This window comes from Kocuria sp. WRN011 (genome assembly GCF_002295155.1).
GTDB classification, from domain to species: Bacteria; Actinomycetota; Actinomycetes; order Actinomycetales; family Micrococcaceae; genus Kocuria; species Kocuria carniphila.
In genome coordinates, this window is record NZ_NSGI01000010.1 from 84,267 (window position 1) to 98,016 (window position 13,750).

Sequence of the window (13,750 nt, forward strand, 5' to 3'; positions counted from 1 at the left end):
TAATTAAAGTTCGTTCAACCTCTTCTCAGGGGGCCTCTGACCTGGCAAGATTTGCTCTTGGCTCGGCCGATTCCCCCTGATAACGCCTTGCCACCAGTGTGTCCTCCCCCGGGGCACGTGGTCCGTTACAACTTCATATCCCTTCGTTAGAAAGCATCTCCCCCATGCGCTTCTTACGCTCTTTTGTGCTGCCCTCTGCAGCCTTGTCTTTGGGTCTCGTGGTCTCGCTGGCCCCCGCAGCGACTGCAGCTCCCGCCTCTCCGCACATCGCGGAGGCTCCCGTGGTGCAGGTGGCCACAGCCAATCCACCGGCCACCACGTATTTCAAACCCTTCTCCGCCCACGGCATGAAGTCCAGCTACCACATCTACACGGACGGCATTGATCGCTCCAAACCCGTTGGCGTGATGTTCTACTTTGGCGGTGACTACTGGAAAACTTCGGAAACCTGGGTTCACAACCCCGGTGGATCCCAGTTGAAAGCCATGGCCTCCGAGGCTCGGAAGAAGAACATGATTCTGGTGGTCCCGATCTCTCCCGATAAGAAAACCACCGGCGATGGCATCACCTGGTGGGAGGACATCGACAAGAACGGTCAGTACTTCCGTTCGCTCAAGGATTCGCTGGTCAACAGCTATGGCCTGGACACGACTCGCGTGTGGCTGGCCGGTTACTCCGGCGGTGCCGAGTTCATCACCTACGAGGTGTTGGCCGATCAGCAGAACTGGATCCGCGGTGGCGGTGCCACGATCATCGGTGGTGGTGGCGCAAACGGGATGCAGACCGCCCCCAACGCCGCGGTGCGCGGTCTTTCCATCACGTGGCACGCCGGTTCCAAGGATGTGGTGGGCAATACCAATCCGCCCGAGTGGTCGGCCAAATCAGCGGCTGCCCAGGGCCAGAAGGTTTACAAGAATGCCGGCTTCGGCCGGGCAACCCTGCGCACCCTGCAAGGAGTGGACCACTATGGCTACAACCACCCCGCTCTGATCGGCCACGACCTCAAGGCCGTGCCCAACGTGGGCGGTACCACGGCGGTGGCGCAGACCAGTTCCCTCGTCAAAGGTGCCATTCGAACCAGCTACCTGAACACGGGCGGGGCCGCTAAATACGGTCAGCCCACCTCGGCGGAGCGGCGGACCGGTTTCCTCGGTGGTGTGTACCAGGGGTTCACTCGCGGATACACCTACTACTGGAGTCCGCAGACCGCAGCGGCGCCCGTGAAGTGGAGTGGTGCGATTGGCGCTTCCTTCAAGAACGCAGGCTACGAGCGCGCGTGGGGTTACCCCGCGCACGCGGAACGGTCCGCGTCGGGCGGTGCCTATCAGGACTACCGTCGCGGCGGCGTCGTCAATCGTGCGATGTGGTCACCGAAAACCGGCGTGCGCATCGTGAAGATGACCGGAGGCATCGGTGCCGCGTGGCGGGCCGCCGGCTACGAACGCAACTGGGGTTACCCGGTGACCAACGAATACACCGTGGCGCGCGGCGTCCAGCAGAAATTCTCCAATGGACGCGTGGCCACGTGGGACCGCAGCACCGGACGGGTGACCGTCACGCGCGGCTGATGCGGTAAGTCCGTTATGGCGCGCTGCCCAAAGCGTGCCGGCCCTGTTCAGGGCGACATCAGGCCCCTCTCATCTCACCGATTGGTGGGACAAGAGGGGCCTGATCATCAAGATCGTTACCGACTTCCTGACGAACATGCTGGATCGCAAGTTCGCGCTCCAGGGCGTCGCGTTCCACTTTCAAGTTGCTGGGAATTGCGTGGTCACTCGCTGGGATGGAGGCGGCTAGGAGAAGATGTCCATCCGGTAGAGCGATGTGAAGAGAAACACGGGAGCGGTGAGAAAAGCCGTGGCAGCCAAACACAACCCGGAGGTAGCTGCATCCCACCACTGAATGGCGAGCGAATTCTCAGATATACCTGACGCTCGACCTCGTCCGAATACTCCGCGCGCCTTACTCGCAGCAGCTGCCATGGCCTGACGCTTGACGCCTCGCGGTGTGCGGTGCACGTCGAATGACGCCGCGAGCAGGAACGTCAGAAGACCGCCGGTCAGCGCAATGGTCAGCACCAAAGGAAGGGTGCCAGTGATACTCGTGGCAAATGCCTCTAACGTATTTTCCGGCTTGGACGAGGCCTGCTGGATCTCAATGGTCACCAGTGCGCCCAGGTACGCGGCAACACCCACCATGAGGCCCTTCCACGTGGTCAGCAGGATCTGATAAATGAACTTGGTGAGAATGCGGCTCTCGCGAAACGGTTTGGGTGGCGGCAGCACTGCGCTCACCAGGATGAAGGCGACCAGCAACACGAATAGCGCAGCGGAGATCCACATCAGGGCAACTTCTGCGTTGAAGACCAGCAACAGCAGTATGCCGATTAAGACAACCAGTAGGAGCAGACCACGATTGGGGCTGATCAGGAATCGGATCACGCGGGGGAGGGGAGCCACGGGACAACTATAAGTCGCGAACAATTCCCGTCCTGGTAATCCCGTGAATCGGTCGCTGCCGCTCAGAGTCAGCCGTATGTCGGGTATTGCGGCCAACCCTCGGGGCTGTCCTCCCAATCTTGCTGGCGTCCATAAACCGTGCGGTCCATGATGTGCGCGGTGGGCAGGATGGCTTCGGTGCCGCGCGCCGTCGTCATGTACGTCAGGTACGGCACGCCGTCTTTGAGGAGGTAGTACGAATAGCCGGGCAGTTGCCACTCCTCGCCCTGGTCGGTCGTGCGCGTCCAACCCCAGTCGTAGTGGTAGCTGGTGTCGTGGGAGGAGACCCACAGGTGCGGCCAGCCGTTCTTTTCCCGCCAGGCCTCGAGCTTCTCGATGGGCGCCTGGGAGATCAGCGCGAAGGCGATCCCGTTCTCCGTGATCCGTCCCATGTTGGCCGGCAGGTTGTCCACGGCCCAGGTGCAACTGGGGCAGCCTTGCTCCCAGTCCGGGCCGAACATCACGTTCTGCACGAGCAGTAGGTAGCGCTCGCCGAACAAGTCGGTCAGCTTCACGGGCCCGTCCGGGCCCTCGAACGTATAGTTCTCGACCTCCACCATGGGAAGCCGACGCCGCTCGGCCGAGACCCGGTCGTTGTGTCGCGTGACTTCCTTCTCGCGGGCCACTTGCTCCGCCAACGCGGCGTCGAAGGCATTCCGGTCCACCACCGGCGGTGCGGCATCGGGCTGATTCAGTTTGGGCTGGGCGGCAATGCGTTCTGGGTCGTCGCGGTTCATGACCGATCTCCTTGGCGGTTCTTCGGTTGTACCTGGTTCGCCCCAGTCAACGCCTTAAGAGCAGCCAGCGAAAGGGCTTTCCTGCCAGTCGTAGCGGTCCAGGCCGTTTTCGCGTCCCGCTAGGTGGAGCCCCCGCCGGATCAGCACCCGGCCCGACGCCGCATTGGCCGGGTCCACATGCGCGATCAGGGTGTCGGTAGTGAAGAGTCGCGGAATCATCTCCAGACCTGCATCGATCATGGCCCCCGCGATTCCCTGCGTCCAATACTCGGGAGGCACCCAGTACCCGATTTCGACACCAGACTCCTGCCGCGTGTAAACGAAGACGCCCATGGGTTGATCTATTCTATGGGCGACGAACCACCGTGCTGCCCCTGGCTCGTTCAGAGGAGTGCCCCGCAGCGCTTGCTGGGTTTTCTCCTCAATGGTGGCTTGATCCCAGACGCCCCCGTCACCCACGTACTTCGTGACCCGAGGATCGGCGGCCATGCCCGCAGAAAATGGTACGTCGGCGGCGTCGAAGGGCCTGAGCCGAACCGGGAGAGGGGGGTGTCATGCGGTTGCTTTCTGTTCGAGAATTTTGTCCTGGGGAGGTTACTGCGGTTGTGATTGGCGTTGTGGAGGCACGGCTGCGACTCGTAGAGCGGGCCGCCTCCTACTGGGGTTCGCCCCGCAGAACATCCACGTGCACGTGGTCGCGGTGGCGCAGGATGTCGTTGGCCGGCGCGGGAGCATCGTAGGTTTGCCAATGTCCGCGAGAATTGTGCGCGCTCCAGATCTTGTCGTCGAAGATCACGTATTGGATATCCAGATCATCGGCATGGGCAATGAGCCACTGGGCGAGAACCCACCCGTCACGACGGTTCTCTTCGGTGATCGGGCGGAAGAACACGTCCACGCCGCGACCGCTGTAGTGCGTCGACTCGGCCCCATGGCCTTGGCTGACACCGCCGGGAGCGAACCCACCCAGTGGTTGATCACCGAAGACCGCGGTCATTTCGTCACGCAACTGCTGAGTGCGCGGTGTGAGGCCGGTGGGCGTGAGTTCTTGCTCCGGTAAGTCGGGGGCAGTCGTGCCCTGGCAACGCAGGCTTGGCACGGGACCCTCGGGCGGTCCCTCGGCAAGCCGCTGCATGACCGCGGGGTCGATATCGGCAGTGTTCGGGGCTCGCTCACCACGTGCCGAGAGTGCCACGGCCGTCATAGCGCGTTTGGCCTCGTCACGGGTGATCCTGGTTCGTCCATTCGAAGTTTCAACCTCGCATTCCGAACCCACGTACACGCGGCCATTTTCCACTCGAAAACTGTCCAGAATGCGCGGCCCGAGAAAGAGAGCTGCTCCTGCGGTCAGGCACAACACCAAGATGGGAATGATGGGCCCTCGCAATGAGCGATGTTTCTTTGATCCCTCATCGATTGCCGTTTTGTTCAACGTGCGCACCTCGTTCGGATGGGTACAGAAGAACTGCCCTGGAAATGAAAAAGTATCCCGTTAGCCGGTCCATATATGGCCGGTGACCCGCGGTATTCGTCCCAACTTCAGCGCCCCCCCAGCAGGCTCCCGCACTGGCAATAGGCAGCAGTGACTGCGTCAACTGTACGCACTACCGGGCCCGCGCGAGTGGCGAGCCTCCAACATTGCAGCCCTTTCGAGCGGGCTGGCGGTCCAGGATGACCACAGCACCATGAATGCGGTACTCGTGAAGCGGGAGTCTGGATCAATAGTAAAGGTGGGCTAACTGGAAGCATACTTTCGATACATTGCGCATGTCTTGAATCAAGCCGTTGACTAGTGAATTTGATGGGTAATTTGACGCCCTATCGTCGCTTTTGTACGGTTTCTATGGGTTGAGCGGGATTCTTTCTGGTTCAACTTTTTCATTTAGGATCCACATAATTTCACCAGGTGGAAAAAGTCGATATAAGGAGGAAATGTGAGTGTTCTGCAAGCCGTCAACGTGGAACCGCGTCTGCGCGGGGACATTGAATCTGGACCCTTGTCCTACTCGGACGCGCCGGTTCTTGCCTGCCCGCTCGCCGCAGTAGGTGCAGCAGGGGTTGCCAAAGCCGCCGGCGTGGTAGTTGGTGGCGGTGCCGTCACCGGCGTGGCCTACGTTGCTTACAAGACAGTGGCCAACTAAACCGCGCACATTGCTCGAAGAATGAGTCGGGAATCCGACTCGCAAGATCGACGAAAGGAAACCATGCAGCCAACAGCCAAACTTCTCGAACACGTCAATCACACGGAGATCTCCATACACGAACGACAAGGCGTTCCGGTGTTGGCTACACCCGCCGCGTTCGGCGCCGGCGTCGTTCTCGGTGCCAAGGTCAGCGCGGGCGGCATTGCGGTCGCCGGTGGTGGCGCCGCTCTGTGCACTGCCACGGTCCTGGGTTGTGGCAACTAGGAGCCCCAGGTGCGCATACTGAAAGAACTCCGGGGTAGCGCAACACCTGCTCGCCCCGCCATTCATCCACTTGAGGTGACGGAGCGAGCAGGTGCCGCTACTCATCTGCTGAGTAGCCTGGAATACGTGGTGCGCCCACAGGATCGCACCCTGGGCGGCTTGAATCACTGGGCTTCAATGCGAGAAGGATTCCCTGATTCGCTCCGCTGGATGGTGCCTATCTACGATTACTTCTCCCACGAGGGTCGGCTGGGGGCGCTCCATGCGTCCCGCGCCGTAGCGGCCGCCATACTGTTAGTGCCACGCAGCACGCCCCATTCCGGACACCGCAACACCGCCCGCGCCATACTGAATGGATACCTGGCGTTGAGTCAGTTGGCGGTTTACCCGCGACACTTTTACGGCACGGACGGTTCCGATCAAGTTTCATTCCTCGTTCAGTCGGCAGCGGCTGTTGGGCGACTCAGCCATCCGACCCGGGGCAGGGACCACGCTGCAGCGTTCATTGCCTGTCAGATCGTCCTCAGCTACTGCGCCTCCGGACTGGCCAAACTCCCAGGGCAGAAATGGATTTCAGGTGAGGCGCTTCCTCTCATCATGCGCACACAGACGTACGGGGACTCCTGGCTCTACACCATGCTCCGGCGTTACCCGTCGGCCAGCCGGGCACTGAGCCACTCCGTGCTCACCATGGAAACGTTCTTTCCCGCTTTTATGCTGGGCAAGGGTCGGGTCATCGATCCAGCTCTCACCTTCATGGGGGCCTTTCACCTCGCAAACGCCCGATTCATGGGCCTGTCCAGATTCGCTGTCGCTTTCATCGGCACTTATCCGTGTGTCAGTGCTCTCGCGAAGGGGACCTTGAATTCGAAGGGAGGCCGGAAATGAGGCCCAGACTGAACTCCGTCCCGAGTGTGACCAAGGACTTCGCGGTACTCGGCGGATCGGTTTTCGCTGCTGGGTTGGGTCATCGTTTCGTCCACCAGTTCATGGACGCGAAACGTGCGTTTGTCGATGAGTCTCGGGAGCAAGCGACCTCGACAACCAGCAATATTCTGAGCTTTCGGCGCATCGGTTCTCGGTTGGGCGGTGCATCATCGAACGAAGCCCCCACCGGAACAGTGGTCATCGATGCCGGGTTCTTCGCTTCCAGCCTCTCGTGCTCTCGCATGGCTCGACTGCTGAGCGAGGCACGTCCGGATCTTGAGGTCATCATCTACGACAGGGCTGGGTACGGATATTCAATTCGATCCCACTATGCCCCGTGGAGCTTCAACGAAGCCGCCCTGGACCTTCAGGCGGTCATCGATCAAGCACGCGGGGAGCAAGTCTGGATCATGGGACACTCATTGGGCGGCTATATCGCCGCGATCCTTGCTGCTCATGAGGACATGAGGGACCGAATATCCGGGCTCATTCTGGTGGAGCCAACGCACCCTCAAGAACTCATTGCCAATTCTCCGCAGCGAGTGGGTGCCCGAAATATCCACTCCACCATGAAGCTGGCACCGGCCAGTGTCCGACTGGGGCTTGGCTGGCTCCTGGACTCCGGGGCCAACATATCCAGTCAGGCGGCCCCCGAGTTGGCCAAGAACCTGGCCACAGAACTCAAGACACCCCGGATCTGGTCCGGGGCTGCACGGGAATGGAAGTACGTCTATCCGGCACTTCTGGATGGTCAATTGAAGACCCCGGAATTAACTGTTCCGGCCCTACTTATCGTGGGAGACGATACCGAGGCGAGTCGCCCTGGCCATCGTCTCCTCTACGACGATTACCTCACCTCGCAGGGATCCGCTTTGGTCCGGATCGTGGGGTCGACACACTTGGGCCTGATGATGGACGAGCAGGGTTCGTCCATGACTTGTAGCGCCGTCGTCGAGTTCCTCGAGAACGTGATGGAGGGTGCATCATGACGGCGCAAGCATCCCCCCGAGGGCCTTTGAAGGAACGAATCACGGTGGCTGCCATGGCCGCCTGGCTTGTGGTGACAGTGGTGTCCCAGCACCCGGACCGCGGCTTCGACAAGCTTCGCAAAGCTGATCCCACCGGTCTTCTGATTCCCAATTGGAGATTCTTCGCACCGGAGCCCGCAGTTGACGACACCCACCTTCTCTACCGCTTCCACAGTCCCGAGACGGGAGAGTATTCGCAGTGGTACAGCGCCAACCAAGCTCAGCAGCGAAAATTGGTTCATGCATTCTGGTTCCCGGGTCGCCGAGAGGAGAAGGCCGTTTTCGATGTGACCGCTGGCCTTTTGTCCAATGTGAATTCCGGAATTTCCGCCTCGGAAACACGACAGCTCTCGGCGTTTTCCCTACTGTCGAATTACGTTCGTCGAGCAGCGGACCGTGATCACCCGTTAGCGGAATCACCCGAATTCTCCCAAGTCCAATGGCTGATCGCCAGATTTAGTGGGTATTCCGAGGTCGAAGATGTCGCTTACGACTATGTGAGCCCCGTGCTGTCACGTAGCGCGGTAGAGACGGAGGTCATGTGAACGCCATCGAGTACAACGGCGTGTATGCCAAGAACTACGACGCTCTGACCGGTGGTGAAACCGGCGCCGGACCCACGGTCGACATGCTCTGCCAGGTATTCGAGGGCGCGCAGAATCTCCTGGAGATCGGTGTCGGAACCGGACGCGTGGCATTACCCCTCGCACGGCGTGGATTCCAGGTATCCGGTACGGAAATATCACCCCACATGGTGGAGCGTCTCAATGCGAAACTTCAGGCCGATTCGGAAGCCGCGAGCCGCGTTCACACGAGACTCATCGATTTGTCCGAAGAACAGAACGCGGCCGACCTCTACGACTTGCGCAGTGACGGTGCCTACGTCAGCCTCGGCTCAATGTGCTGCATCAGTGACGATGATGATCTCCTGATGATGCTCCGGCAGGTTCGTACTTTGGTGCCAGAGGGAGGGCGGCTGGCCATTGAGGCGTATTCGCCCCTTTATTTCCGAACCCATGTTCCTGACAACGGGCTGACCACAATGCTGCCACTCGACCAGGGAGGCCAGGCGCGTACGGTTACGAACCTCGTCGACGGAGGTCGGGCTGCGGAGCTGCGAACAACGATCACCCACGGGGCTGAGGCCTCAAAGGCCGGGACGATGACCGAGAAGGTCACCCTACGGGGTCCCCAGGAATACTCTGCGCTCTTGAAGCGGGCAGGCTGGAACGTTCTCGTGTGGGACGAGGAAGACGGAGAACGGGGACTGTATTGGATTCTGGCCGACGCGGCAGCCGCGTCCGGCCCTGACGAAAGGGGCACATGGACCTCGCTCTGAGAGACATCACCCACTCCTTCGGGACGAAGCGAGCATTGGAATCGGTCTCATTCGATCTGCCGTCCGGAATGGTCACGGGATTTGTCGGGAATAACGGTGCCGGGAAATCCACCGCGATCAGGGTCTTAATCGGACTCATCTCGGCAGATGCGGGACACGTCCTGGCGGACGGTCGGCCCATCACGGAGGAAGCACGACGCCGCATTGGTTACGTTCCTGAGGAACGGGGCCTCTATCAGCAGGACAAGGTCTTCGAACAGCTCATGTACATCGCGCGGACCTTCGGACTGTCCAAGGAGCGCGCATCATTCTACGTCAAGTCCGGTCTCAGCCAGTTCGGAATCGAAAAGTACGCGGATCACAAACTGGGTGACCTGAGTCTGGGGAACCAGCAACGTGTGCAAATTATTTGCTCTCTTCTGGGAGATCCGGATGCCCTAGTCCTCGACGAACCCTTCAGTGGACTTGACCCGCAAGCAGTTAGCGAGCTGGCGGATATCCTTCGCGTCATCGCGCGCTCCGGCAAGCCGGTTCTCTTCTCGAGCCATCAGCTGGATGTAGTCGAGGATGTGAGCGACAGGGTCATCTTCATCCAGGACGGACAGGTGCTCGCCGAAGACCTCATCGAGAACCTCACCGGCCAGCGGAAGTTCCACGTGGCCTTCGAGGACTCCTACGGAGTGCACCAGAGCGAAAATGCCGAAACACCCACTCAGCTGACCGAGCTGATTCACACGATCCAGACCCAGGGATTCTCCATCATTGACGTGACATCCGAGAAACGTGGCCTCATCCATGTCTTCCGAGAGCATTCCTCCCACCGAGAGGAGGTCGCATGAGTAAGCCCGCGTTCCTCAGTACCCTGGGTGTGGTGACACAACGCGAGTTCAAGCGCTCCTTCTGGACCCGTTCGACAGTCATTACTCTCGCCACCGTGCTGCTCATCATGTTGGCCATGCTCATTGTCCCGCGGATCCTGTCCCCGGACAGCGGTGAAAAGACCATCGCCGTGACGGGCGCTTCGTCGTCACAAGCACAAGAGCTCTCCACTGCGGCAAACAAAGTTGGGGTAAACCTTGAGGTCACGAACAGCGAGACGTTGCCCGAGGAAGCCGACGCACTGTGGAGCGTGAGTCCGCAGGGGCCCGAGGGAAACGCCCTTGAAGTGCGGAAGGCCTCCGAACAGAACGAGTTGAGCCAGTCGGTGGACAGAATCCGGTTGGCCTACTTGGACGGCCAGGGGGAGTCCACATCCCTCGAGGCACCGGCCATCTCAGCGGTGGAACAGGACGAGAACGAAGCCCAACTCCTGGTCATCGCCTATTTCGTTGTCCTTGTGGGGTTCAACCTGGTGGTCAGCAATGCGTCGCTCGTGGCGCAGCGGACCATCGAGGAGAAGGGAAACAGGGTCATTGACATCCTGATTCCACGTTTTCACCTTTACGGGTTTATCGCGGGGAAAGTCTGTGGCACGGGTTTGGCCGGCGTCGCCCAACTGCTCTTGCTCGGGGTGATGGCGGCGGGACTTCTGACTGTGACCGGGAGCAGCGCAACCGTAGGTTTAGTTCTCACGGTTCTCCCGCACGCGATAATCTGGTATGTCCTGGGGTTCCTGTTTTTCGGCTTCCTCTATGCCGGGCTGGGCTCCCTGCTCCGGTCACCAGCGGAGGGGGCAGCGCTGCAAGCGCCCTTGCAGCTGCTGAATCTGGGTCTGTTCGTCGTAGCGATCTTCGCGCTTCAGGACCCGTCAGCCCCTTGGGTTCAATCGCTGGTCGCGATTCCCCCGTTCTCGCTGGTTCTCGGGCCGATCGTCAGTGTGGTTTCTGGATGGACACCAACCTTGGTGGTCGGTGGGATCTTGACGGCCGTGGCCGTGGTCGTCCTGTCCTTCCTCGGGGTGCGGCTATACCGTTGGGGAATCGTCAACGAGGATTGGCGGCGGCTCTTTCGTCGGCGCTCCTCGGGGCAACCGGCGCCGGCCGACGACTGAATAAATCACTTCGCTGACAAGACGACACGAAAGGAAACTTTTCATGCTTCTCCGTACCTTCGTAGCCATTCTCGGGACAGTCGCGATCCTCTTCGTTTTCCTGGGAGTCCTGCAAAGTTGGGATGTTAGCCCGGTCGTCAGGGGTATGCTCGCCGTCGGCTTCAGCGCTGCGTTCGCCTACATCGTTTTCAAGAAGCCTTCGCGGGCAGCGAGTCAGCGGAGATGACCAGTGCGCCCCCGGCTCGGGCAGTCGTTGTCGGCTCCGGGCCGAACGGCCTGGCCTCGGCCATAACACTGGCCCGGGGAGGCGCGCGGGTGCGAGTTCTCGAAGCGACGACGACGCCGGGCGGGGGCATGCGTTCCTTCCTCAACGAGCGCTTCGGTACCGTTCATGATCACTGTTCCGCCGTCCACCCGTTGGCGCGGCTGTCTCCCTTCTTCCGCCGTATCGGACTCCAGCGGAGTGTCGAATTCGTCACCCCGCCACGCCCGTTTGCACAGGCCATGGAGAGCGGCAGCGGACCGCTGGGCAGGACCGTTGCCACCTTCGCGGGGATAGCGACGCACGCAATGCTTCCCCCGGGGGCACCCCTGGCACTCGGGACCGGGCTCCTGCTCGGAGGGGCTGGTCTGGTTGCGGGATGGCCCATCCCCATCGGCGGAACCCAGCGCATCACCGACTTCCTGGTGGAGCACTTGGAGGAGCTGGGAGGAGAGATCGAATGCAACCGACCCGTGTCTCCGCACGATTTGCCCGAGGAAATTGAGACCGCGGATCTCGTTCTGTGGGACACGGACGCCGAGCTTGCTCACTCCGCTGCCGGCGGCGTCGATCGTCGGAGCGGTCAAATCGGTGAGGCCGTTACGCGACGTGGGCCACGCCGTTATGGGCCGGGCGCAGCCAAAGCCGATTTCGTGACGAACGCCCCCATTCCGTGGAGCGATGCAAGACTCTCCGAGGCCGCCACCGTGCACGTTGGTGGAACCTGGCGGCAGATGGCCTCGGCGGAGAGGAGCGTCGGTCATGGGGTCCTGGCCGAGCATCCTGTGATGCTCGTGTCCCAGCCGAGTGTTTTCGATCCCACTCGTGCGCCCCGGGGTCTGCACACCGTCTGGGCCTACGCGCACGTCCCCGCGGACTCCAGCGTGGATCCTGCCGACCTCATCACGCGAGAGATCGAGCGGTATGCTCCCGGATTTTCGAAGACCGTTCTCGATGCGCGGACGAGCACGGCGGCGAGCATGGCTGAGTACAACATGAACTACGTCGGAGGTGACATCGCTTCCGGTGCGACTCGGGGTCTCCAACTGGTGACCAGCGGACACGCGGGTGTGCGTCCGGGGAGTGGCCTACGTGGACGTTTGGAAGGGGTTGCCACAGCACCGTGGACACTTCCAAGACGGGGTTGGTACCTCTGCTCGGGTACCACGCCGCCTGGGCCCGGGGTCCATGGAATGAGCGGAGCTATCGCGGCAAGCCTGGCACTCCGTCAGCGCCGCGCGGAGCAGTCGCCGCGCGGACGCCGCTAGTGGAGGGAAACCCACTCTCCACGGGGCTGGGACTAGGGCCCCAGCGTGTCAGCTGGTTTCGAACTCGAATCCCAACGCCAGCGGATGCCACGAGTCTCACTGGTGCGGCCCGTTGCGGTGAGCAGGTCCTGCCAAGGATCATTTGAACGGGTTGCGCGAGGAAAGATACGGCCCAGGCCGGAAGAAACAGGGTTCACCAGTCCGCGGTAGTCGATGCCGTGTGCGGAGAGAATGTCATAGGTGTGCAGAACCAGTTCCACAATTCCCATGGCAGTGAGCGCGGACCTGTCGGGGTTACCGTATGGGTGCCATCCGACTCGGTCCACTGGCGCAGCCGAAACCACGGCCACCAGTAGACCGCCGACAGCGTCCAAACAATTGAGCATGACTTCCGTGCCGCCGGATCCTTCCGGCCAGAGCGTCCCCATCATGCGGCCGGGAATAAGAGCGAATTCCATAAGCGGGGTATAACCCTCGCAGCGGTGAACACCAGATTGTGAAGTCTCAGGTCTTTGGTGACGGTTTTGTGTCAGGACATCGGTGACGTTTGGTGTGTCAGGACTTCCGTAACAGTTTCTGTAGTGCTGGGGTGATTTCCAGGGCATGTTTCTTGCTGAAGTACCTCGTGTCCTTGGGCGCGTGATCGCTTCCTGGGGCGGGGTAGGTGATCAGTAGTTCCCCGTCGGTGGTAGCGATCATGACTGTGTTGTTGTCCCAGACTGCTGCGACTGTGGCTCCGGCTAGTGCCAGGCCCAGATGAAAATTCACCGTGTGGATTTGGATCACCCCTATCGAGGACACCAGTCGTAGCCCGTGATCGTCTACGCCCGGTGTCCAGGTGCGGTGCTGCCATTGGGACGGCCGTGGGCCGGGATTGATGCTCACGGTGTTCTCGGCCGGTAACTGCGGTGGCGGTGCTTTGGGTTGGGCGCTCCAGGCCTGGAACGGGGTCACCCGCTCTGGGAGGCTTTGATGGGGGCGTTGGGTGTTGTAGATGATCTCGAACTCATCGAGCTGGGTTTGCAGCTGCGACAACGTATCAACCAGGGGTTGTTTAGCCTCGATCCACCGACTCAGGTTAGGGCCGGCGGCCGATATCCCGGATCGGCACTGAGCCGTTTTTTGGCGTGACGTGGTGGCCGGCCTCGCTACCGGTGGTGTTCCATTGATGTTCTTTCGGTTGTGCCGATGCCCGGCGGGTGGTCGGGTGGTTATGCCGGTGGCGGGTGGACGGCGGTGAAGAGCCGCTCGAATCCCTGTTGCCAGGGCCATGCCTGGGGCAGGCGGATGCGG

General features: G+C 61.0%; 15 protein-coding genes and 1 pseudogene. 10 read left to right on the top strand and 6 right to left on the bottom strand.

All coding sequences use genetic code 11. The features are described 5' to 3' along the window. Positions 1–164: 164 nt before the first annotated feature. The gene (locus tag CKW39_RS13465) at positions 165–1,568 is read left to right on the top strand and encodes a hypothetical protein (RefSeq protein WP_095798634.1); all 1,404 of its coding nucleotides are present in this window, start codon (positions 165–167) and stop codon (positions 1,566–1,568) included. A 225-nt stretch (positions 1,569–1,793) separates the two neighbouring features. Here the strand turns inward: CKW39_RS13465 and CKW39_RS13475 are convergent, their stop codons facing one another. From CKW39_RS13475 to CKW39_RS13490, 4 genes and pseudogenes are all read right to left on the bottom strand, one after another. Then, positions 1,794–2,459 (bottom strand): hypothetical protein, encoded by a 666-nt coding sequence (locus CKW39_RS13475; protein WP_095798636.1) that lies wholly within the window; start codon positions 2,457–2,459, stop codon positions 1,794–1,796. A 68-nt stretch (positions 2,460–2,527) separates the two neighbouring features. Beyond that, positions 2,528–3,235, bottom strand: coding sequence for a DUF899 family protein (locus tag CKW39_RS13480; RefSeq protein WP_095798637.1), 708 nt, complete (start codon positions 3,233–3,235; stop codon positions 2,528–2,530). A gap of 54 nt (positions 3,236–3,289) precedes the next feature. Beyond that, positions 3,290–3,757, bottom strand: a pseudogene (locus CKW39_RS13485) (GNAT family N-acetyltransferase); the annotation flags it as partial. Positions 3,758–3,890: 133 nt separating this feature from the next. Further along, a complete protein-coding gene (locus CKW39_RS13490) occupies positions 3,891–4,439 on the bottom strand; it encodes a hypothetical protein (protein WP_254049429.1) in 549 nt (182 codons plus the stop codon). A gap of 730 nt (positions 4,440–5,169) precedes the next feature. Here CKW39_RS13490 and CKW39_RS13495 point away from each other — a divergent pair. From CKW39_RS13495 to CKW39_RS13540, 9 genes are all read left to right on the top strand, one after another. Then, positions 5,170–5,376: a hypothetical protein gene (locus tag CKW39_RS13495; RefSeq protein WP_095798639.1), complete on the top strand. Its 207-nt coding sequence runs from the start codon at positions 5,170–5,172 to the stop codon at positions 5,374–5,376. 63 nt (positions 5,377–5,439) lie between these two features. Continuing rightward, the gene (locus CKW39_RS13500) at positions 5,440–5,643 is read left to right on the top strand and encodes a hypothetical protein (RefSeq protein ID WP_095798640.1); all 204 of its coding nucleotides are present in this window, start codon (positions 5,440–5,442) and stop codon (positions 5,641–5,643) included. Between the two features lie 9 nt (positions 5,644–5,652). Then, positions 5,653–6,531, top strand: coding sequence for a hypothetical protein (locus CKW39_RS13505; protein ID WP_143470006.1), 879 nt, complete (start codon positions 5,653–5,655; stop codon positions 6,529–6,531). Then, positions 6,528–7,559 carry an alpha/beta fold hydrolase gene (locus tag CKW39_RS13510; protein WP_095798642.1) on the top strand — a complete coding sequence of 344 codons (1,032 nt, stop codon included), beginning with the start codon at positions 6,528–6,530 and terminating at the stop codon, positions 7,557–7,559. The genes CKW39_RS13505 and CKW39_RS13510 overlap by 4 nt, the downstream gene beginning before the upstream one ends. Then, a complete protein-coding gene (locus CKW39_RS13515) occupies positions 7,556–8,143 on the top strand; it encodes a hypothetical protein (protein ID WP_143470007.1) in 588 nt (195 codons plus the stop codon). The genes CKW39_RS13510 and CKW39_RS13515 overlap by 4 nt, the downstream gene beginning before the upstream one ends. After that, complete coding sequence (locus CKW39_RS13520; protein WP_143470008.1) at positions 8,140–8,937, top strand: bifunctional 2-polyprenyl-6-hydroxyphenol methylase/3-demethylubiquinol 3-O-methyltransferase UbiG; 798 nt, start codon at positions 8,140–8,142, stop codon at positions 8,935–8,937. Before CKW39_RS13515 ends, CKW39_RS13520 begins: the two co-directional genes overlap by 4 nt. Then, positions 8,922–9,776, top strand: a complete 855-nt coding sequence (locus CKW39_RS13525) for an ABC transporter ATP-binding protein (RefSeq protein WP_095798644.1) — start codon at positions 8,922–8,924, stop codon at positions 9,774–9,776. Before CKW39_RS13520 ends, CKW39_RS13525 begins: the two co-directional genes overlap by 16 nt. Then, positions 9,773–10,927: an ABC transporter permease gene (locus CKW39_RS13530; protein ID WP_095798645.1), complete on the top strand. Its 1,155-nt coding sequence runs from the start codon at positions 9,773–9,775 to the stop codon at positions 10,925–10,927. The genes CKW39_RS13525 and CKW39_RS13530 overlap by 4 nt, the downstream gene beginning before the upstream one ends. Before the next feature lie 222 nt (positions 10,928–11,149). Further along, entirely contained in the window at positions 11,150–12,457 is a 1,308-nt protein-coding gene (locus tag CKW39_RS13540) for an NAD(P)/FAD-dependent oxidoreductase (RefSeq protein ID WP_095798647.1), read from the top strand. Between the two features lie 32 nt (positions 12,458–12,489). Here the strand turns inward: CKW39_RS13540 and CKW39_RS13545 are convergent, their stop codons facing one another. Beyond that, positions 12,490–12,915, bottom strand: coding sequence for a hypothetical protein (locus CKW39_RS13545; RefSeq protein WP_143470009.1), 426 nt, complete (start codon positions 12,913–12,915; stop codon positions 12,490–12,492). Between the two features lie 97 nt (positions 12,916–13,012). Beyond that, on the bottom strand, positions 13,013–13,492 hold the full coding sequence (locus tag CKW39_RS13550; RefSeq protein ID WP_095798649.1) for a hypothetical protein: 480 nt from the start codon (positions 13,490–13,492) through the stop codon (positions 13,013–13,015). Positions 13,493–13,750: the final 258 nt, after the last annotated feature.